The organism is Sphaerotilus uruguayifluvii (assembly GCF_013294065.1).
Taxonomy (GTDB): Bacteria; Pseudomonadota; Gammaproteobacteria; order Burkholderiales; family Burkholderiaceae_C; genus Sphaerotilus; species Sphaerotilus uruguayifluvii.
Window position 1 is genome coordinate 1 of sequence record NZ_JABSNM010000034.1, and the last position, 20,389, is coordinate 20,389.

17 protein-coding genes are annotated in these 20,389 nt (G+C 69.4%); 10 read left to right on the plus strand and 7 right to left on the minus strand.

The window, feature by feature from the left end:
* Nucleotides 1–701: UDP-glucose dehydrogenase family protein (locus HNQ01_RS21670; protein ID WP_173807600.1), on the minus strand; the 701-nt coding region annotated here is incomplete at its 3' end.
* Nucleotides 702–888: 187 nt separating this feature from the next.
* A complete protein-coding gene (locus HNQ01_RS21675; protein ID WP_173807601.1) occupies nt 889–1,809 on the minus strand; it encodes a coiled-coil domain-containing protein in 921 nt (306 codons plus the stop codon).
* A 229-nt stretch (nt 1,810–2,038) separates the two neighbouring features.
* Here HNQ01_RS21675 and HNQ01_RS21680 point away from each other — a divergent pair, with 229 nt between their 5' ends.
* The gene (locus tag HNQ01_RS21680) at nt 2,039–2,989 is read left to right on the plus strand and encodes a DNA ligase (RefSeq protein WP_173807602.1); all 951 of its coding nucleotides are present in this window, start codon (nt 2,039–2,041) and stop codon (nt 2,987–2,989) included.
* 70 nt (nt 2,990–3,059) lie between these two features.
* Nucleotides 3,060–4,526 carry an exodeoxyribonuclease I gene (gene sbcB, locus HNQ01_RS21685; protein WP_173807603.1) on the plus strand — a complete coding sequence of 489 codons (1,467 nt, stop codon included), beginning with the start codon at nt 3,060–3,062 and terminating at the stop codon, nt 4,524–4,526.
* A gap of 33 nt (nt 4,527–4,559) precedes the next feature.
* On the opposite strand, the gene HNQ01_RS21690 is transcribed toward sbcB, so the two are convergent.
* The gene (locus HNQ01_RS21690) at nt 4,560–4,790 is read right to left on the minus strand and encodes a hypothetical protein (protein ID WP_149504104.1); all 231 of its coding nucleotides are present in this window, start codon (nt 4,788–4,790) and stop codon (nt 4,560–4,562) included.
* A gap of 95 nt (nt 4,791–4,885) precedes the next feature.
* On the opposite strand from HNQ01_RS21690, the gene ylqF reads away from it, so the two are divergent.
* The gene (ylqF, locus tag HNQ01_RS21695) at nt 4,886–5,869 is read left to right on the plus strand and encodes a ribosome biogenesis GTPase YlqF (protein ID WP_173807604.1); all 984 of its coding nucleotides are present in this window, start codon (nt 4,886–4,888) and stop codon (nt 5,867–5,869) included.
* Between the two features lie 30 nt (nt 5,870–5,899).
* Here ylqF and HNQ01_RS21700 read toward each other — a convergent pair whose 3' ends face one another.
* Nucleotides 5,900–6,400 (minus strand): hemerythrin domain-containing protein, encoded by a 501-nt coding sequence (locus tag HNQ01_RS21700; RefSeq protein WP_173807605.1) that lies wholly within the window; start codon nt 6,398–6,400, stop codon nt 5,900–5,902.
* Between the two features lie 155 nt (nt 6,401–6,555).
* Between HNQ01_RS21700 and HNQ01_RS21705 the strand changes: the two genes are divergently transcribed.
* Nucleotides 6,556–11,727 carry a LamG-like jellyroll fold domain-containing protein gene (locus HNQ01_RS21705; RefSeq protein WP_173807606.1) on the plus strand — a complete coding sequence of 1,724 codons (5,172 nt, stop codon included), beginning with the start codon at nt 6,556–6,558 and terminating at the stop codon, nt 11,725–11,727.
* Nucleotides 11,727–12,311 carry an SCO family protein gene (locus tag HNQ01_RS21710; RefSeq protein ID WP_173807607.1) on the plus strand — a complete coding sequence of 195 codons (585 nt, stop codon included), beginning with the start codon at nt 11,727–11,729 and terminating at the stop codon, nt 12,309–12,311. The genes HNQ01_RS21705 and HNQ01_RS21710 overlap by 1 nt, the downstream gene beginning before the upstream one ends.
* On the opposite strand, the gene HNQ01_RS21715 is transcribed toward HNQ01_RS21710, so the two are convergent.
* Together HNQ01_RS21715 and HNQ01_RS21720 are read right to left on the minus strand one after the other, a co-directional pair.
* Nucleotides 12,302–13,576 carry a Glu/Leu/Phe/Val family dehydrogenase gene (locus HNQ01_RS21715; RefSeq protein WP_173807608.1) on the minus strand — a complete coding sequence of 425 codons (1,275 nt, stop codon included), beginning with the start codon at nt 13,574–13,576 and terminating at the stop codon, nt 12,302–12,304. The genes HNQ01_RS21710 and HNQ01_RS21715 overlap by 10 nt on opposite strands.
* A 247-nt stretch (nt 13,577–13,823) precedes the next feature.
* Entirely contained in the window at nt 13,824–15,680 is a 1,857-nt protein-coding gene (locus HNQ01_RS21720) for a diguanylate cyclase domain-containing protein (RefSeq protein ID WP_173807609.1), read from the minus strand.
* Nucleotides 15,681–15,835: 155 nt separating this feature from the next.
* Here HNQ01_RS21720 and HNQ01_RS21725 point away from each other — a divergent pair, with 155 nt between their 5' ends.
* Nucleotides 15,836–16,429, plus strand: coding sequence for an exopolysaccharide biosynthesis protein (locus HNQ01_RS21725; protein ID WP_173807610.1), 594 nt, complete (start codon nt 15,836–15,838; stop codon nt 16,427–16,429).
* Between the two features lie 22 nt (nt 16,430–16,451).
* Here HNQ01_RS21725 and HNQ01_RS21730 read toward each other — a convergent pair whose 3' ends face one another.
* Nucleotides 16,452–17,486, minus strand: coding sequence for a sodium-dependent bicarbonate transport family permease (locus HNQ01_RS21730; protein WP_173807611.1), 1,035 nt, complete (start codon nt 17,484–17,486; stop codon nt 16,452–16,454).
* A 72-nt stretch (nt 17,487–17,558) separates the two neighbouring features.
* Here HNQ01_RS21730 and HNQ01_RS21735 point away from each other — a divergent pair, with 72 nt between their 5' ends.
* The 4 genes from HNQ01_RS21735 to HNQ01_RS21750 all read left to right on the plus strand — a co-directional run bounded on the left by HNQ01_RS21735 (nt 17,559) and on the right by HNQ01_RS21750 (nt 20,078).
* Complete coding sequence (locus HNQ01_RS21735; RefSeq protein ID WP_173807612.1) at nt 17,559–18,491, plus strand: LysR family transcriptional regulator; 933 nt, start codon at nt 17,559–17,561, stop codon at nt 18,489–18,491.
* A 289-nt stretch (nt 18,492–18,780) separates the two neighbouring features.
* The gene (locus HNQ01_RS21740) at nt 18,781–19,344 is read left to right on the plus strand and encodes a hypothetical protein (RefSeq protein ID WP_173807613.1); all 564 of its coding nucleotides are present in this window, start codon (nt 18,781–18,783) and stop codon (nt 19,342–19,344) included.
* Nucleotides 19,345–19,623 carry a hypothetical protein gene (locus tag HNQ01_RS21745; protein WP_173807614.1) on the plus strand — a complete coding sequence of 93 codons (279 nt, stop codon included), beginning with the start codon at nt 19,345–19,347 and terminating at the stop codon, nt 19,621–19,623.
* Nucleotides 19,620–20,078: a protein-export chaperone SecB gene (locus HNQ01_RS21750; protein WP_173807615.1), complete on the plus strand. Its 459-nt coding sequence runs from the start codon at nt 19,620–19,622 to the stop codon at nt 20,076–20,078. The genes HNQ01_RS21745 and HNQ01_RS21750 overlap by 4 nt, the downstream gene beginning before the upstream one ends.
* The last annotated feature ends 311 nt before the right edge of the window (nt 20,079–20,389 follow it).

A 20,389-nucleotide genomic window follows, 5' to 3' on the forward strand; every position in this document is an offset into this window, starting at 1 on the left:
TTCTCCGCCAGCCGGCTCAGCTCGTTCATGAAGCTGATCCGCGTGGCCAGCATGCAGTTGGCCGCGTACTTGATGAACTCCGCCGAGCGGATGTCCGTGATGATCATCCGGTCGCGGTTGCGCACGAAGGGCTGGTACAGCGCCTTCATCAGCAGGATCGCGCGCTCGTCCTCCGCCCCCACCACGATGCGGTCCGGGCGCATGAAGTCCGCCACTGCCGCGCCTTCCTTCAGGAACTCGGGGTTCGAGCAGACCGAGAACTCCATCTCGGGCAGGCCGCGCTTGGCCAGCTCGTCGGCCACCGCCGCACGCACCTTGTCGCCCGTGCCCACAGGCACCGTGCTCTTGTCCACGATCACCTTGTGGTCCGTCATCAGCCGCCCGATGTTGCGCGCCGCCGCCGTCACGTACTTCAGGTCCGCCGAGCCGTCCTCGTCCGGCGGCGTGCCCACCGCGATGAACTGGATCGTGCCGTGCGCCACCGACTTCTCGATGTCCGTCGTGAACTCCAGCCGGCCCGCCGCCACGTTGCGCCGCACCACCTCCAGCAGCCCCGGCTCGTGGATCGGGATGCCCCCGTCGTGCAGGATCTTGATCTTCGCCGGATCCACGTCCAGGCACATCACGTGGTTGCCCATCTCCGACAGGCAGGCGCCTGTCACGAGTCCCACGTAGCCGGTGCCGATGACGGTGACTTTCATTGCTGTGATGTCCTCAGGAAAGAGTCTTGAAATGGAAGAACGGGATCGAGATCGTTCGATACGCTGAAAAAACCGGTCTGCGCCGGTGTCACGTCCGCGTTTTTAGCGGATAGATGTGCCAGTGCCACTGATGCAGTCGGTACCGGACCGCATTGTCGGGGCCGATCGTGCCTAGATCACGACACTTTCAGCGCAGACCGGTGCGCGCGCGCAGCAGCTCGAGGGCGGCATGCTCGGCCCGCAGGCCGGCCTGCACCCGCTCGCGCTGCGCCGCGTCGAGCAGCGCCGCGGCCAGGCGGTCGGCCTGCACCAGATGGCGCTGCATCAGCTGCAGCGCATCGGCCAGCTGCCGGCGCACCTGCCGCGCATCGCGTCCCGCTTGCGCCTCGAGCTGGCCTTGCAGCAGCTGCTGGACATCGGCCGGAGTGTAGTGGGCGTCGGCCACGCGCTTCATGAAGGCCCGCCCCGGATCGGGCTGAGGGCGGGGCGGCCCGGGCAGCGTGTCGAGCACCGCGCGCATCAGGCCGGCGACGACCAGGCGCTGCTCGCGCAGCGCCCCCAGCGCCTGATGTCGGCGCAGCTCCTCGGTGCTGCGGCGCTGTTCCTGCTCGAGCTGCTCGGACTCGTCGATCTGGCGCTGCAGGTGGCGCTCGATCTCGCGCCGGTTGGTCTCGATCTGCCGGCGCACGGACTGGATGTCGCGCAGATCGCGGTCGGCCTGCTGGCGCAGCGCGTTGATGCGCCGCTGCTCCTCGTCGAGGCGGGTGCGGGCCTGCTCGACCTGTCGGCGCAGCTGCTCGAGCTCGTCGCGCTGGCGCGCCAGCTGCGTGCGGTCGGACTCCAGCGCCTCGCAGCGCTGGCGCACCGCGCTGCAGCCCGGCAGCGTGTCGGGCGGGAGCGGGGCTGCGGCCGCCGGCCGGCCCGCGCCGGTGGGCTCGAGGTCGTCGAGCCGGTCGGGCAGGGCGGCGGGCGGGGGCGATGCAGGCGCCGGCGCGGTCACGCCGCCGAGGTCCCTGGCGGGCGGATCGGCGGTCGTGGCCGCGTGGCCGGCCGTCAGGCCCTGCAGGCCCGCCAGGGCCAGCGTCAGGAAAGCAGCGGATCGGCGCATGGATCGTGGCGTGAGCCTGCATCACGGTGCGCGGGATTCTCGGCAGTGCGCGTATCGCGCCGGTGATCCGACGCGTTTGTTCACCATGGTTTCATATCTGCAACTATCGGTTTCCCTGTCCCCCCACGGAGGGATCCGGCCGCCCGGGTACCCGGTTCAGCATCAGCTCCCTTCACCGGGATGGCGCTCCCGGAGGTGCGCTGGAGCCGGCAATCACAGGAGGTGCGGCATGGCGAACGAGACGAGGCGGGATGGAGGGCCGGCCACGACAGCCGGCGATGCGGCGCGACGGCGCGGTCTGCGCTCCGGGCTGGCGCTGCTGGGTGGCTGGTTCGGCGTGGTCTGGCGGGTGCTGGCCGAGCCGCCCCTGGCCGACGAGCCGGAGCCGCCGACCGGCGCGCGCTTCGGCGTGCCGCTGGCGCGCATGGCCGATCCGGACATCGATCCGGCCGGCCACCTGGTCAGCGAGAAATACGACGGCGTGCGCGCGGTCTGGGACGGGCGGGTGCTGCGCACCCGCCATGGCCAGACCATCCCTGCGCCGGCGGCCTTCCTGGCGCGGCTGCCGGCCTGGCAGCCGCTCGACGGCGAGCTCTGGCTCGGGCGCGGGGCCGGGCGCTTCGAGGCGATCTCGGCGCTGGTGCGCCGACGCCGGCCGGTCGAGGCCGACTGGGCGCGCGTGCTCTACCTGGTGTTCGAGCTGCCCGGGGGCGCCGGCTCCTTCGAGGAGCGTGCCGCGCGCATCGTGCGGATCGTCGCGCAGGCCGGCGGGCCGCCGCTGGTCGCCGTCGAGCAGCAGCGGCTGGACGGCCGCGAGGCGCTGCAGGCCCGGCTCGACGAGGTCATCGCCGCCGGCGGCGAGGGTCTGGTGCTGCACCGCGCCGACGCGCCCTTCGTCGCCGGGCGCACCGACTGGCTGCTCAAGCTCAAGCCGGTGCAGGAAGACGAGGCGGTGGTCATCGGCCACACCCCGGGCGAGGGCCGGCTGTCGGGCCTGATGGGCGCGCTGCAGGTGCGCAACGCCGACGGCACCGTCTTCCTGGTCGGCACCGGCTTCAGCGACGCGCAGCGGGCCGCGCCGCCGCCGCTGGGCAGCCGCATCGTCTACAGCTGCCGCGGCCAGACCCGCCACGGCATTCCCCGCTTCGCCAGCTACCTGCGCATGGGGGGCGAACCATGAGCCTTCCGGACCCCGCGCCGGCCGTCCGGTCGCGGCGGGGCTGGCGGCCGGATCGGTTAAGGTGCCGGACATGGCAGACGCAGACTTCACCTTCCTCTGGCACGACTACGAGACCTTCGGACGCGACCCGCGTCGTGATCGTCCGTCCCAGTTCGCCGCGATCCGCACCGACGCCGAGCTGCGCGAGATCGGGGCGCCGGTCATGCACTTCTGCCAGCCCGCGCCGGACTACCTGCCGGACCCGGAAAGCTGCCTGCTGACCGGCATCCTGCCGCAGCAGGCGCTGGCGCAGGGGCTGCCCGAACACGCCTTCGCCGCCGCGATCGAGGCCGAGATGGCCCGGCCCGGCACCGTCTCGCTGGGCTACAACACGCTGCGCTTCGACGACGAGTTCACCCGCCACCTGTTCTGGCGCAACCTGATCGACCCCTACGCGCGCGAATGGCAGAACGGCTGCGGCCGCTGGGATCTGGTCGACGTGGTGCGCTGCGCCTGGGCGCTGCGGCCGGACGGCATGAACTGGCCGCGCCATCCGGACGGGCGGCCGTCCTTCCGGCTGGAAGACCTGAGCGTGGCCAACGGCATCGTGCACGAGGACGCGCACGACGCGCTGTCGGACGTGCGCGCCACCATCGGTCTGGCGCGGGCGCTGCGCCAGGCGCAGCCGCGGCTGTTCGACTTCTGCCTGGGCCTGCGCAGGAAGGAGGCGGTGCAGGCCGAGATCACCCGCGCGCAGTCGCAGGGGCGGCCGCTGCTGCACGTCTCGGGCATGTACGGCGTCGAGCGCGGCGGGCTGGCGCTGGTCTGGCCGCTGGCCACCCACCCGACCAACCGCAACGAGCTGATCGTCTGGGACCTCTCGCACGACCCCTCCGAGCTGCTGGGGCTGGATGTCGAGACGCTGCGCCTGCGCCTGTTCACCCGCGCCGACGCGCTGCCCGAGGGCGTGACCCGGCTGCCGGTCAAGACCATCCACATCAACAAGTGCCCGATCGTCATCTCCAACCTGAAGACGCTGACGCCTGAGCGCGCCGCGCACTGGGGGCTGGACCTGGACGCCTGCGCGCGGCACGCCGAGATCGCCGCGACGCAGGTGCGCACGCTCGGCGGCATCTGGGCCGAGGTCTTCGCGCGGCCCGAGACGGAAGGTCTGCCCGACGCCGACGCCAGCCTCTACAGCGGCTTCCTGGACAACGAGGACCGGCGCCGGCTCGCGCGGCTGCGCGGCCTGGGCGAGGCGCAGTGGGCGGCCAGCGCCGGCCGCGCCCCGGCCTTCGACGACGAGCGGCTGGACGAGGTGGTCTGGCGCTACCGCGCCCGCAACTTCCCCGCCACGCTGACCGACGAGGAGCGCGCACGCTGGCAGGCGCACTGCGCCGCGCGGCTGATCGAGGGCCAGGCCGGCGCGATGACGCTGCAGCGCTTCCAGGAGCGCATCGACGCGCTGGCGGCCGAGCGCGAGGACGACGAGGCCGCGATGGACCTGCTCGGCGCGCTGGTCGACTACGGCGAGCAGATCGCGCCGGATCTGGGCTGAGGGCGGGCGCCCGCGGCCCCGGTCGGGCTGGCCTCAGCGCTGGCTGCGCGCCTTCTTCTTGTCGAACTCGGAGAGCTGCGCCTTCAGCAGCATCATCAGCGTGCGCGCGTCGGCCTCGCTCATGCTCAGCATGTGCGAGGGCTCCTGGCCTTCGGGCGTGTTGCGGGGAACCAGCAGCGCGTCGAACTTGACGTTGACCAGGCCGTGCGTGCTCGCGGCGGCCTTGTAGCGCTGGACTTCGAGGGTATAGGTCTTGATTGCCATGCGCCGATCGTAGCGGCTGCGCGTGCGCAGGCCTGCCGCGGTGGTGGCACACTCCCGCGCCTGCTCACCGCGCCTGCCAGAAAAGGAGTCTCGACATGGCCATCCAGTGGTTCCCCGGTCACATGCACCTGACGCGTCAGGCCATTCTCGATCGCGTCAAGGATGGCATCGACGTGGTGATCGAGCTGCTCGACGCGCGTGCGCCCGGCTCCAGCGCCAATCCGCTGATCGCCAGCCTGACCCAGGGCCGGGCGACGCTGAAGGTGCTCAACAAGCAGGATCTGGCCGATCCGGCACGCACCGCCGTCTGGCTGGAACACTACAACAGCCTGCCCGGCACCCGCGCGATCGGGCTGGATGCCAGCATCACCGCGCCGGCGCAGCGCCTGATCGCCGCCTGCCGCGAGCTCAAGCCCAACCGCAACGGGCTGGACAAGCCGATGCGCGTGCTGATCTGCGGCATCCCGAACGTCGGCAAGTCGACGCTGATCAACACGCTGACCGGCAAGCGCGCCGCCAAGACCGGCGACGAGCCGGGCATCACCAAGACCGAGCAGCGCATCGCGCTGGCCAGCGACTTCTATCTCTACGACACGCCCGGCATGCTGTGGCCGAAGATCCTGGTCGAGCAGAGCGGCTTCCATCTGGCCGCCACCGGCGCGGTCGGTCGCAACGCGATCGAGGAGGAGGTGGTCGCCGAGGTGCTGATCGGCCGGCTGCGCCGCGACTATCCCGGTGCGCTCGAGGCGCGCTACAAGCTGCAGGCGGCCGACACCGCGGCGCTGAACGACGCCGAGATGCTGATCGCCATCGGCAGGAAGCGCGGCGCGGTGCTCTCGGGCGGACGGCTGAACCTGCAGAAGGCCGCCGAGATCGTGCTGTACGAATTCCGCGCCGGCCTGATCGGGCGCATCACGCTGGAGCTGCCCGAGGAGCATCTGGCGCTGACCGCCGCGGCCGAGGAGGCCGAGGCCGCGCTGCAGGTCGAGCGGCTGGAGAAGAAGCGCAGCCGCCGCGGCCGCTCCTCGCGTGACGCGCTGCTGGATGACGAGGACGCCGGCGCGGACGACGGGTCCTGAGCCCCGGCGTGCGGCCGGGGCGGCGAGGGCTCAGCAGCTCGAGCTGCCGCAGCCGCTGTTCTCGGCCACCGGCTCGCCGTCCTCGCCGGTCGCGCCGCCGCGCGGCGGGTTGGTCATCACGCCGCTCCTGACGTCGTAGCCGACCTCTTCCATCGAGGCCGCCAGGCCGGCATCGGCCGCCTGGGCGTGGTTCTCGAACCAGGCCATCAGCTCGGGCAGCAGCCGGCCGATCAGGTCGCTCTGGCCCTCGACATGCTGGCGGCGCACCTCGTGGATGACGGCCAGCACCTGGCCATGCTGCGAGCTGTGGCAGTTGCTCTCGGTGAAGCCGAGGTCCTTCATCCAGCGGTCTTCCTGCGCGAAGTGCTCGATGGTGTGCGCCACCATCGCGTCGTAGCGCGCCAGCAGTTCCTCCTGCGGGCCCTCGAGCGCGGCCTGGACCTGCGCGAGGTGGTCGACGAACTCGCGGTGCGTCGTGTCCATCTCGGCGTGGTGGTTGAGCAGCTGGTCGTTCCAGACGATGTCGGCCATGGCGGGATTCCGGGGTGCGGGTTCGGTGATCGGGGAGGGCGCGAGCATAAACCGTCCGATTTCGCGGGTCTTGCGGCGCGTCATGGGACCGCGATCAGGGTGGGCGAAAGGAAACATTATGTTTCCTTGATCCTGCGCAACCGCCTCCGCCCGCCATGACCCGTCCTGCCGCACCTCGTCCCGTCCCGCGCCTGCGGCCTGTCGGCGGCCTGCTGATGCTGGTGTTCGCGCTGATGCTGGCGGCCTGCAACGAGGAGGGCGCCGCGCCGGCCGGGGCGGTGCAGTCCGGCGGCCTGCGCCGCGCGCAGGCGGTCGATCCGGCACGCTGGGTCGCGGTGCCGGCGCCGGCCGATCCGCTGATGGACAACCTGACGATTCCGGCGGACGCGCCGACGCGCGGCCTGTGGTCGCCGGTGCAGTCCTGGCCGCTCAACGGCCTGCACGCGGCGGTGCTGCCCGACGGCAAGGTGCTGAGCTTCGGCACCACGCCCGACGGCAACACCCAGAACGGCCGCTACTTCGACCTCTGGAACCCGGCGCTCGGCCTGGGCGCGGCCAGCCACCAGACCCGCTTCCGCGCCGACCAGCCCGACAGCTTCTGCGGCGCGGCGACCTATCTGCCCGACGGCCGGCTGCTGATCACCGGCGGCAACGGCAGCGTCAGCTCGGCGCTGTACGCCACCGCCGGCGACACCGTGACCCCGCTGTCGGGCAACCTGGCCGACGAGCGCTGGTACGCCACGATGCTGACGCTGCCCGACGGCCGGCCGCTGGTCGTCGGCGGCATGGCGCCGTACAGCGAGGGCATGCAGGACAACCCCGACCAGGCGATCGTGCAGGGCCTGGCGTCGATGACGCCCGAGGTGCTGGAGTCGAACGGCTGGCGCTCGCTGTTCGGCGCCAGCAGCCGCGAGGCCTTCGGGCCGGACTACCTGCGCGCGTCCTATCCGCGCGCCTGGGTCATGCCCGGCGGCAAGGTCTTCGGCCTGTCGGCCGAGCGGATGTGGTCGCTCGATCCGGCCGGCAATGGCGCCATCACGGTCCATGGCGCCTTCAAGACCGCGCCCAGCACGACGACCCGGCCGAACGTCGGCGCGACCAACAGCGCGGTGATGCACGACATCGGCCGGGTGCTGGTGGTCGGCGGCAACGGCTCGTTCAACGGCGACGGCCTGCCGGCGAGCAGCCAGGCGACGCTGATCGACCTGCGAAGCGGCACGCCGGTGCTGACCGAGCAGCCGGCGATGAGCCTGCCGCGGCGCTATCCCAACACCGTGGTGCTGCCCGACGGCCGCGTGCTGGTCACCGGCGGCAGCCAGCTGGGCAACAGCAACGGCGCCAGCGCCGTCTACGCGGCCGAGCTCTGGAACCCGGCCACCGGCAGCTGGATCACCGGCGCCTCGGCCGCGGTCTTCCGCGGCTACCACTCCTTCAGCGTGCTGCTGCCCGACGGCGCGGTGCTGTCGACCGGCGGCGGCACGCCGGGGCCGGTCACCAACCTGAACGCCGAGATCTACTACCCGCCGCAGCTCTTCCGCAGCGTCGGCGGCGTGGCGCAGCTGGCGCCGCGGCCGGTGATGAGCGCGATCAGCGGCCTGAGCCAGGCCCATGGCGCGGTGATGCAGATCGACATGAGCTCGGCCGCGCCGGTGGCCCGGCTGGTGCTGCTCGGGCTCGGGGTGGGGACGCATTCCTTCAACGCCGGCCAGCGCCGCGTGCCGCTGGAGTTCTCGCAGGACACGATCCGGCTGACGACGACGCTGCCCGGGCCGGACATCGCGCCGCCCGGCTACTACCAGGTGGTGGCGATCGACGCGGCCGGCGTGCCCTCGCGCGGCACGATCATCGCGATCGGCCAGGGCGTCAGCGCGCCGCCGGTGACGACGACGCCCTACGCGCCGCCGGACCTGTCGGCCTCGATCTCCGCGCCGATCATCGCCGCCGGCGGCACCGCCTCCTACACCGTTCCGGCGGTCGCCGGCACCAGCTACAGCTGGAGCTTCGGCGACGGCAGCGCCGCGACCGCGTTCTCGGCCACGCCGTCGGTGACGCATGCCTATGCCGCGCCGGGCCTGTACACCGTGACGCTGACCGCGCGCACCGCCGCCGGAGCGACCTCGACGCGCACGCTGGTGCAGGCCGTGGCCACCGCCGCGACCGCGCGGGCGCCGACACGCTCGTCGCCGATCCTGCTGGAGCCGCGCAGCGGCGCGGCCGCGCGGCTGTGGGTCGTCAATCCGGATGCCGGCACCGTCGCGGTCCTCGACACCGCCACGCGCACCCGCCTGGCCGAGATCGCCGTCGGCGCGTCGCCGCGCAGCGTCGCGCTCGCGCCGGACGGCCGCATCTGGGTCGTCGCGAAGGCGGCGGCCTCGATCGCGGTCATCGATCCGGCGACGCTGAAGGTCGTCTCGCGCATCGCGCTGCCGCGCGGCTCGCAGCCGCACGGCCTGGCCTTCGCGCCGGGCGGCACCAGCGCCTTCGTCGTGCTGGAGGGCAGCGGCCGGCTGCTGCGGCTCGACGCAGGCAGCGGCGCGCAGCAGGCCTCGCTGGCCGTCGGCAGCCAGGCCCGCCAGGTGGCGGTCAGCGCCGACGGCGCCACCGTGCTGGTGAGCCGCTTCATCACGCCGCCGCTGCCGGGCGAGTCGACCGCGGTGGTCAGCCCGGGCAGCGCCGGCGCCGAGGTGCTGGCGGTCCAGGCCGCGACGATGACGCTGCGCCAGACGGTGGTGCTGCGCCACAGCGACCGCACCGACACCGAGATCCAGGGCTCGGGCATCCCGAACTATCTCGGCGCGGCGGCGATCTCGCCCGACGGGCGCAGCGCCTGGGTGCCGTCGAAGCAGGACAACGTCCGCCGCGGCCTGCTGCGCAGCGGCCAGAACCTGGACTTCCAGAACACCGTGCGCGCGATCAGCTCGCGCATCGACCTGACGACGCTGGCCGAGGACGCGCCGCGCCGCATCGACCACGACAACAGCAGCGTGGCCACCGCCGCGGCCTTCCATCCCAGCGGCGTCTATCTCTTCGTCGCGCTGGAGACGAGCCGGCAGGTCGCGGTCATCAACGCGCTGGGCGGCGGCGAGCTGATGCGCATCGAGGTCGGCCGCGCGCCGCAGGGCCTGGCGGTGTCGGCGGACGGGCGCACGCTGCATGTCCAGAACTTCATGGACCGCAGCGTCAGCATGATCGACCTGTCGCCGCTGGTGCTGACGGGCGAGCTGCGCACCGCGGTGCTGGCCACGCCGTCGAGCGTGTCGGCCGAGCCGCTGCCGGCGCAGGTGCTGCTCGGCAAGCAGCTCTTCCACGACGCCCGCGATCCGCGCCTGGCCCGCGATGCCTACATGAGCTGCGCGGCCTGCCATGCCGACGGCGGCGGCGACGGCCGCGTCTGGGACCTGAGCGGCTTCGGCGAGGGCCTGCGCAACACGATCGCGCTGCGCGGCCGCGCTGCCCTGGGCCACGGCTTCCTGCACTGGAGCGCCAACTTCGACGAGCTGCAGGACTTCGAGGGCCAGATCCGCACGCTGGCCGGCGGCACCGGCCTGATGACGGATGCGCAGTTCGGCACCGGCACGCGCAGCGCGCCGCTGGGCGACCGCAAGACCGGCGTCAGCGCCGATCTGGATGCGCTGGCGGCCTATGTCGCCTCGCTCGACCGCTTCGATCCGAGCCCGTGGCGCGCGGCCGACGCGACGCTGGCCGGGCGCGCCGTGGCCGGCCGGCTGGTCTTCGACCGGGCCCGCTGCGCCAGCTGCCATGCCGCCGAGCGCATGACCGACAGCCGCGACGCCGGCACGCTGCGCAACATCGGCACGCTCAGGACCACCAGCGGCAAGCGCCTGGGCGGCACGCTGGCCGGCATCGACGTGCCGACGCTGCGCGATGTCTGGGCCACCGCGCCCTATCTGCACGACGGCAGCGCGGCGACGCTGCAGGCCGCGGTGCAGGCCCATGCCGGCGTGGCGCTGTCGACCACCGACCTCGACGATCTGGCCGAGTACCTGCGCCAGATCGGCAGCGATGAGTCGAGCGCCAGCGGCGCGTGGAGCCTGGACGAGGGCAGCGGCACGACGGCGGCCGACCGCTCCGGCCTGAACCGGCCGCTGACGCTGCGCGGCGCGACCTGGACGCCGGGCTGGAGCGGCAGCGGCGCGCAGTTCAACGGCAGCTCGGCGTGGGCCTCGGCGCCCGGCCCGGTGCTCGACACCGCCGGCAGCTTCAGCGTGTCGGCCTGGGTGAGGCTGGACAGCCTGACCGGCTGGCGCACCTTCGTGAACCAGGACGGAGCGAACGTCAGCGGCTTCTGGCTGCAGTACAGCGAGGCGCTGGGCCGGCGCTTCTCGCTGACGATGCACGACGTCGACAGCACCAGCAGCACCGCCTACCGCGCGGTGTCGACCACCGTGCCGGTGGTCGGGCGCTGGTACCACGTCACCGGCGTGCGCGACCGGGCGGCGGGCACGCTGAAGCTGTATGTCGACGGGCGGCTGGAGGCGACGACCGCCTACGCCGGCGGCTGGGCCTCGAACGGCACGCTCAACCTCGGCCGCGGCCGCTGGGGCGCGCCGAACGACTGGTTCGCCGGCGCGATCGACGAGGTCCGGGTCCAGGGCGGCGCGCTGACCGACGCCGAGGCCGGCGAGCTCTACCTGCGCGGCGCGCGCGCGACCGGCTGGGCGCTCGACGAGGCGCAGGGCACGCGCGCGGCCGACAGCGCCGGCGGCAGCCGGGCGCTGACGCTCGGCGGCAGCACCGCCTGGGCGCCGGGACGCTCCGGCGCGGCGCTGCAGTTCGACGGCAGCGGTGCGGCCGCGTCGACCGCCGGTCCGGTGCTCGACACCGCCGGCAGCTTCAGCGTGTCGGCCTGGGTGAGGCTGGACAGCCTGACCGGCTGGCGCACCTTCGTGAACCAGGACGGAGCGAACGTCAGCGGCTTCTGGCTGCAGTACAGCGAGGCGCTGGGCCGGCGCTTCTCGCTGACGATGCACGACGTCGACAGCACCAGCAGCACCGCCTACCGCGCGGTGTCGACCACCGTGCCGGCGGTCGGCCAGTGGTATCACGTCGTCGGCGTGCGCGACCGGGCGGCAGGCACGCTGAAGCTGTATGTCGACGGTCGGCTGGAGGCGACGACCGCCTATGCCGGCGGCTGGGCCTCGAACGGCACCTTCAACCTCGGTCGCGGCCGCTGGGGTGCGCCGAACGACGGCTTCGCCGGCACGGTCGACGGCGTGCAGGCCTTCGGCGTCGCGCTGGGCGACGCCCAGGTGGCGGCGCTGCGCGCGCGGGCCGGCGCGGTGCTCGCGGCCGCGGGCGGGCTGTGATGCGCCGGCGCCGGCTGCTGTCGGTCGCCGGGGCGCTGGCCGCCCAGGCGCTGTGCCCGGTGGCGGACGCCGCCGCGCCGGCCACCGAGCGCTTCGCGCGCAACTTCGACGGCATGCGCCTGCGCGACCAGGACGACCGGCCCTTCGACTTCGAGCGTCTGCTCGGCCAGGTGCTGCTGGTCGGCTTCGTCTACACCGGCTGCTCGACGGTCTGCCCGGTGCAGACCCGCGCGCTGGTCGAGGTGCTGGCGCGGCTGCCGCGGCAGGCGCGGGTGCGGCTGGTGTCGCTGTCGGTCGATCCGCGCGGCGACACGCCGGCGGTGCTGCGCGCCCATGCGCGCCAGGTCGGCGCGGACCTGTCGCGCTGGAGCTTCGTCACCGGCCGGATCGAGGACATCGATCGTCTGGGCGAGCGGCTGCGGCTGTTCCGCCCGGACCGGGCAGCGACGCCGGCCGACCACGCCAGCGGCCTGTGGTGCATCGACGCCGAGGGCCGGCTGGTGCAGCGCTACGCCGGCAACCCGCCCGACGTGGCGCGGCTGGTGCGCGAGCTGCCGGTGCTGGCGGGCCGCGCTCAGGGGTAGAGGCCGCGTTCCTGGCGCGCCATCAGGATGCGCTCGCAGGCCACCGCGAAGGTGGCGGTGCGCAGCGTGATCCGGTGGCGGTCGGCGGTGTCCCAGATGCGGCGCAGCGCGTCGACCATGATCTTGTCCAGGCGCACGTTGATCTCGTCCTCGGTCCAGAAGAAGGACGAGAAGTCCTGCACCCACTCGAAGTAGGACACCGTCACGCCGCCGGCGTTGCAGATCACGTCGGGCACGACCAGGATGCCGCGCTCGGCCAGCGCGTCGTCGGCGTCCGGGTGGGTCGGGCCGTTGGCGCCCTCCAGCACCAGACGCGCCTTCAGGCGGTTGGCGCGCGCCAGCGTGATCTGGCCCTCGAGCGCGGCCGGGATCAGGATGTCGCAGTCGGTGTCCCAGAAGGCCTCGTCGTCGATGCGCTCGGCTTGCGTGAAGGCGCCCGCGCCGCCGTCGCGGCGCACCACCGCCATCAGCGCGGCCATGTCCATGCCGGCCGGATTGGCGATCGTGCCGGTGTGGTCCTGCACCGCGACGATCTTCGCGCCGGCGCCGACGAACATCTCGGCCGCGGCCGAGCCGACGTTGCCGAAGCCCTGCACCGCCACCCGCGCGCCGTCCAGGTTCAGATTGATGCGCCGCGCGGCCTCGCGGCCGGTGACGAACACGCCGCGGCCGGTCGCCTTGACCCGGCCGAGCGAGCCGCCCAGGTGCACCGGCTTGCCGGTGACGACGCCGGTGGCGGTGGCGCCGACGTTCATCGAGTAGGTGTCCATCATCCAGGCCATGACCTGCGGGTTCGTGCCCACGTCCGGCGCCGGGATGTCCTGCTGCGGGCCGATGACCAGGCCGATCTCGCTGGTGTAGCGCCGTGTCAGGCGCTCGAGCTCCTTGGTCGAGAGCTGGCGCGGATCGACGCGGATGCCGCCCTTGGCGCCGCCGTAGGGCAGGTTGACCGCGGCGTTCTTGACCGTCATCCAGGCCGAGAGCGCCATCACTTCCTCCAGCGTCACCGCCGGGTGGTAGCGCACGCCGCCCTTGCCGGGGCCGCGGCTGAGGTTGTGCTGGACGCGGTAGCCCTCGAAGTGGCGCACCGTGCCGTCGTCCATCTCGATCGGCACGTCGACGATCAGCGCGCGCTTGGGCCGCTTGAGCGTCTCGCCCCAGCGTGCCAGCGGACCCAGATAGGGCAGGACGCGGTCGACCTGCGACAGGTAGGTGCCCCAGGCGCTGTGCGGGTCGGGGGTGACGAAGGAGAGCATGTCGTGCATGAAAGGCCTCGTTGTGGCGAGTTCGATGAAGATCGTGCCGGTTGCGGACCTGTTGGGGCCGCTGCGGCATGTCATCGGCGTCACTGTAGACAAGGACTCCGGTCGGTTTCCGGTGATTCCATGCAAGATGTGCATGGATGCCTCTGGATCTGACGCGGGGCTGACACGAGTCGGGATCGTGAAACATCCGGGGCAACCACGAGTGACCGTGCCGGTGTGCTCGGCAGGCGCCGCTCGGTGCTCCGGTTCAGGTGCGGCTGACCAACTGGCTGATGTCGATCGTCGCCGCCTGCTCGCTGATCCGGGGCTCGGCGGCGCCGGTGCCTGCCTCGCCCGGACGGGAGACCACGGCCCTGTCACGACCTGCCGACTTGGCCTGGTAGAGCGCGGCATCGGCCGCTGCGACCAGCGATTCCGGCGAGGGGGTCGAGCCGGTGCCGCACACGCAGACGCCCAGGCTGGCGGTGAAAACCGGCGTGCTGCGTCGTTGCAGTGCGTCCTGAAGGCTGGAGCGCAGCCGCTCGCACCAGTGAAGCGCCTGCGCGGCATCGACGCCGGCCAGCACGAACGCGAATTCCTCGCCGCCCCAGCGACAGACCAGATCCTGGGGGCGTGCGCATTCCCTCACCACGTCGGCGAAGGTCCGCAGCGCCTCGTCGCCGGCCTGATGGCCGTGCATGTCGTTGAGCCGCTTGAAATGATCGAGATCGGCCATCACGAAGGCCAGTGCCTGGCCGGACCCGACCAGGCGGCGCAGCCGGGCCTCGGCAGTGCGCCGGTTCGGCAGGCCGGTCAGCGCATCGGTCGCAGCCTGCATCTGCGTGCGTTCGAAGGCGCGCACCATGCCGATGCGGCCGCCGGCCTGCGCGGCCAGCGTCACCAGCCGTTCCAGCTGTGCATCATCGAGCGGCTGCTCGGCCTGGCTGGTCACATGCAGCACGCCCAGCGCGCGGCCCATGAAGGTCACCGGGACGCAGCTGGCCGAGACGGGTGTTCCGGTGCGACCCCGCAGCCGCGGACAGGCGTCGAGGGCCTCGCTGCTGGAGAAGCGCACTGCGTGGCCCCGTCGCACCGCCACGCAGGAAAACGGTGAATCCACGCAGCACCCCGGCGCTCCGACCGCCGGGTGCGCGGCGGCCCGCTCGAGGTGGGCTTCGCTGGAGTCGGCCAGCAGCAGCTCCATCGGGCGATCGGTGGCGACCTGCAGCATGGCCTGGGCGACCACGCCATGGGCCTGGGCTTCGGTGTCGGCCATGTCCAGCGCCTGGGCCAGGCGGGCGCTGAAGTCGATGCGGGAGCCGTCGCTGCGCATCCGCTCGATCATGCGGTGGAGCGCGTCGGCCATGTCGTTGACCGCCTCGGCGAGCTGGCCGACCTCGTCGCGGCCGAGGTGCTCGCTGCGGCGCTCGAGATCGCCTGAAGCGACGGCCTGGGCGACGTCGCGCAGTCCCATCAGGGAGTTCCGGATCGAGCGCGCGATCGTCGCGACGCCCGACCAGCCCGCGACGATCGTCAGCAGCGCGGCGGCGATCAGGCCCAGGCGCGCCTGCCGCACGGCCTGTCCGGAACGCAGGCCTGCGCTGTCGAGCGCGCTGGCGATGGTCGCGGTCTGGGCCGCCAGGGCCTGTTCCGTGGCGTCGAAGTCGGTCTCGAAGCGGGTGCGCAGTGCCGGCATGCGCGCGGGCGCATGGCGCGCGCCCTGCACCAGATCCTCGGCACTGTCTGCATAGCGCAGCGTGACCTGACGCGACTGTTCCAGTCGCTCCTGCAGCGAGGTGTCGGCCAGCACGGTCTGCTCCAGCCGGGTCATCTCCAGGCGCAGTTGCTGTGCGGTGCGGCGCGCCTGGTCGACCTGCTGATCCGCCACCTCGCCGCTCTGGGCCGCAGCCAGCAGCACGGCCAGCACGTCGGCGTGCAGCGCGTCATGCAGCATGTCCGCGTGCTGCGTGGTGTGCTGGAGGTGCTGCAGCAGCCGGACTTCCTCGACCTCGGTCACGTCGGGCAGCAGGCACCAGGCCACCGAGATCACGGCCATCAGCGCGCTGGCCAGCAGCAGGTTGATGCCGGTGAGCTTGGCTGTCAGGGACAGGCGGTGGATCTTCACGGGCAGGGGGTGTTCGCGCTGAATCAATGCAGAGGAATCGACCGGGCCGCGCCATCCTGAAGCTGCATCGTTCCCCCGAGGTGAGGCAATCACGAACTCATGCTCAGGCCTTGCCTGCTGGTCCAGGCCGGCCTGCCCCGCCAGACTGCGCCGCCATGATCCGACCCGAACCTTTCCATCATGCGATCGGCGCGGCGCAGCCGGTCAGCGTGGCCGATCTGCTGGCGCTGCACGGTCGCGGCTCGCAGGCGGTGCTGCTGCTGGTGGTGGCGCTGCTGTGCGTGCTGCCGCTGTCCGGCGTGGGCACGGTGCTGAGCCTGCTGCTGTTCGCGCTGGCCTGGCGCTGGCCGCGGCCGCGTGGCACGGTCGTGCCGGGGCGGCTGGCGGCCTTCCGGCTCGATGTCGTCTGGTCGCGGCGCTGCCTGCGGGCGCTGGCCTGGCTGCATGGCGGCGCGGGCCGGGTGCTGCGCCGGCGCTGGCGGCTGCTGCGCCATCCGGCCGCCTTCGCCTGGTGGCGGCTGTGGATCGCGGCGATGGCGCTGGTGATCTTCCTGCCGCTGCCCTTCGGCAACGTGCTGCCCGGGCTCAGCCTGGTGCTGCTGGGCCTGGGCTGGATGTACCGCGACGGGCTGCTGCTGCTGCTGTCGCTGCCGGCCGGGCTGGGCGCGATCGCGTTCGGCTGGTTCAGCGCCGGGCTGATCGTCGAGGCCGCCGCCGCTGCCGGGCAGCAGGTGATGGGCTGGTTCTGAACGCGAGCGGCCCGGGCGAGGCTCAGCCGCCCAGCACGCCGCGCGCCATCGCGGTGTAGAGCGGAATGCCCAGCAGCAGGTTGAGCGGGAAGGTCACGCCCAGCGCCAGGCCGAGGTAGAGCGCCGGATTGGCCTCCGGCACCGCCTGGCGCAGCGCGGCCGGCACGACGATGTAGCTGGCGCTGGCGGCCAGCACCATCAGCATCGCCGCGTCGCCGGTGCTCAGGCCGACCAGCCCGGCCAGCAGCAGCGCGATCAGCGCATGCGCCAGCGGCCCGAGCACCGCGTAGGCCAGCAGCCAGCCCGAGGCCTGGCGCACCGCGCCGAGCTGGCGCGCCACCTGCACGCCCATGTCGAGCAGGAAGAAGGCGAGCAGGCCCTTGAACAGGTCGCCGGTGAAGGGGTGCATGACCTTCTGGCCGGCCTCGCCGCTGATCCAGCCGATGGCCAGCGCGCCGAGCAGCAGCAGCTGCGTGCCGTGCGTGCAGGCCTCGCGCAGCGGCTGCAGCAGCCGGCTCCAGCCGCCGCCGGTGCTTCCACCGCCGCCGCCCCAGCCGAGCGTGGCCGCGCCGCCCGAGGTGCCGACCTGCACCGGGCTGCCGGTGTGGGCCGTCGCGGCCAGCCGGCTGCGCAGCATCAGCGCGATCAGCAGCGCCGGGCTTTCCATCAGCACCATCGCCGCGGTCATGTGGCCGCCCGGCGGCAGGCCGAGCTGTTCGAGCTGCTGGTGCGCGGTCACGAAGGTCACGGCGCTGACCGAGCCGTAGGCGGCGGCCACCGCCAGCGCATCGGCCGGCGCCGCGACCCGGCGCAGCAGCCACCAGCCCGCCAGCGGCACCAGCGTGGCCATCACCAGCGCCAGGCCGATCGCGGCCAGCCCGTCGGCGGGCAGGCCGCCGGCCGACAGCGCAAAGCCGCCTTTCAGGCCCAGCGCCATCAGCAGGTAGAGCGACAGGAAGCGCGCCACCTGCGGCGGCACCTCCAGGTCGGAGCGGAGAACGCCGGCCAGCAGGCCGACGGCGAAGAAGAGAACGGCGGGATCGAGGAGGGGCATCATGGCCCGGATGCTAGAAGCGCCCTGACTTCAGGAAAAATCGATTCTTGTGCGTCACAACATAGACCCGACTCTATGAACATCAGCTTCCGCCAGCTCCGTCTCTTTCTCGCGCTGGCCGAGCAGGGCAGCGTCAGCGCCGCGGCGCGCGCGCTGCATGTGACGCAGCCGACCGCGTCGATGCAGCTGCGCGAGATCCAGGAGGCGGCCGGGCTGCCGCTCTACACGCTGGTCGGCCGGCGGGTGCAGCTGACCGAGGCCGGCGAGGCGCTGGCCGCCACCGCCCGGCGCATGCTCGACGACTGGATCGACTGGGAGCAGCAGCTCGCGGCGTGGAAGGGGCTGGCCAGCGGCCGGCTGCGGGTGGCGGTGGTGAGCACCGCGAAGTATTTCGTGCCGCGCCTGCTGGGCAGCTTCTGCGCGCAGTACCCGGACATCGACATCCGGCTGGAGGTGCTCAACCGCGACGGCGTGGTGCAGCGCCTGCGCGAGCAGCGCGACGATCTGGCGATCATGTCGATGCCGCCGGCCGATCTGGCGCTGGACGATGCGGTCTTCCTGCCCAACCCGCTGGTGCTGATCGCGCCGGGCGATCACCCGCTGGCGCAGGCCGAGGCGCTGACGCTCGACGACCTGGCCGGCGAGCGCTTCATCCTGCGCGAGCGCGGCTCTGGCACCCGCATGGCCGCCGACGCGCATTTCCGTGCTGTCGGTTTCCGGCCGCAACTGCGGCTGGAGCTGGGCAGCAACGAGGCGATCAAGGAAGCGGTGGCCGGCGGCCTGGGCCTGTCGGTGCTCTCGGCCCACACGCTGCACGGGCGCGCACGCGAGCACGGCGTGCAGGTGCTGCCGGTGGCCGGCTTCCCGCTGACCGGGCACTGGCATGTGGTGCACCGCCAGGGCCGCGCGCTCAGCCCGGTGGCGCGGGTGTTCCGCGAGCATCTGCTGGGTCAGGCGGGGCGGGTGGCGGCGGAGGTCGCGCTGTTGGGGTGTGCAATAAGTCCGTAGACGGAAAATCGTCCAATCGCTATGCTAGACATGCTGTTGTGTAGACAACTTCAAGCCCATCAGCAATGTCAAAAATCTTAATATGATAATTGTAAAATTAATTAAAAATTCGTTGAGCGTTAGATATTTAAATATTCGTTGCTAGAGATAAAATTTTGTTATTAATGTAAAATAACAAATTTTAATTTATCCATAATTTCTATTATGTTTAATAATTAACACGAAATTTGTGCGTTAAAATTATTAAAAACCTACAATACAACTATCATAAGTTATTTAAAAATAAATTATGCAGACAAAGTTTTTAGAGGGAACGCATGGTACTTCTATGTCTCGCGCGTCAAATATAGTTAAAATAAAAAAATTTATACCAAGTAGTGATGGGCTGTGTGGTAAAGGGGTTTATTTTTGGGCTATTAATAATTCCCTTGATTTTGCAAAAAAATTGGCAAAAAATTGGTGGAGATTTTCATTAAAGCACCATAGTGATGTTTTTAAAGATGATTATGATAAAGGCTTGGCTGTATTAAAAGCAACAATAAAACCAATTGAAAATGAATTTTATGATGCAACTAGTGATGAATTTCTGAGTCTTATTTCAATTGTTGCTGAAGAAAAATCAATATTAACTAAGAATGATGTTTTAAAACTAAGGGCGGCGTTAGTTGATGAAATAGAAAAAGAGAAAAATGTGAAATTTTCTGTTGTAAAAATAGATGTCGATGTTCCGGGGAAATCTAAAGGAGAAGTTGCTCCGCCAAGCTTTTATTGGATAAAAAAGCAAGCTGCCTGTTACGTGGTAAAAGACAAAGCAGAAGAAATAATCCAAGACATTGAACTAATCGAGGCATAAATGGACGAAATCCTCAAGCGTGTGCATGCAAAATTTGCTGCTCTTAGCTCTGAAGAGCTTAAGGCGACTCTAGAAAAAGTTGCCGACCATCCTCTTGTTAAAGTTTTTGAAGCGATTCTTGATGATGACGAATGCTGGCATGATTATGAGTCGTTTGATGTTTTTTCCAAGATTCCTAACCATGTTTTTGGGCTGGGGTGTTCTGTACATATTAAGTATGATGCGATGGGTTTTGACTTTTTTGTTGCCAATGATCCTGATTTTCTGCTTGCAGCATGAATAACTCGAGACACCCCATTCAACTACAAGAGTTGATTATAAATAAGCTTAGTGTGGTTATTAATGACCATGAGAGGGCTTTGAGTTATCAGGGCGATGTCTCAATGAGTATCATGTGTGGGAAATCAGGTTTTTCTGAGGATGATGGTGTATCAGTCGGAATTCGTGTGAAAGTTGAACCTGGTGCGAAAGAGGTTTTAGAAAGTGTTGAAGCTGTTAATGGTTGTGATCCTGCATTTTTGTTGGAGGTGGAGCTGAGTGGTCATTTCACGGTTGATGTGAGTAAATTTAAAAAAGACAATATTGATGCTTGGTCGAGAATTAATGCCCCATTCTTATTGCTGCCTTATGTTAGGGAGCATGTATACGGCTTGGCAAGCCGCGCCGGTATTCGCGGGATAATTATCCCATTGTTTGTGCAGCCTGGGACTGAAAATCTAGTCAAGCAAGATTAAGTTTGCTGTGCAAAAGTTGTTTTTAAAATTCATTTTATGATGACGTATCATAAATAGAGGCAATTCTCATTAAAATTGTTTCTCGGGATAACTCAGGCAAGTTGCGTTCGCATCTCACCCAAACTCATCCCACAGATCATGCCCCGGGCCCAGCGTCGCCAACAGCGCTCCACAAGCAGCCCTTGACCTCGCTGGCGTCGAGCGTGGTCAGCTAGATGTTGGGTCCCATATGATCATTGGCCCATACGCAGCTGGCCACTGTACCGAGCAAGACAGGTCATGCGCGAGGTGTTGAGCAACCCGGAGCAAAG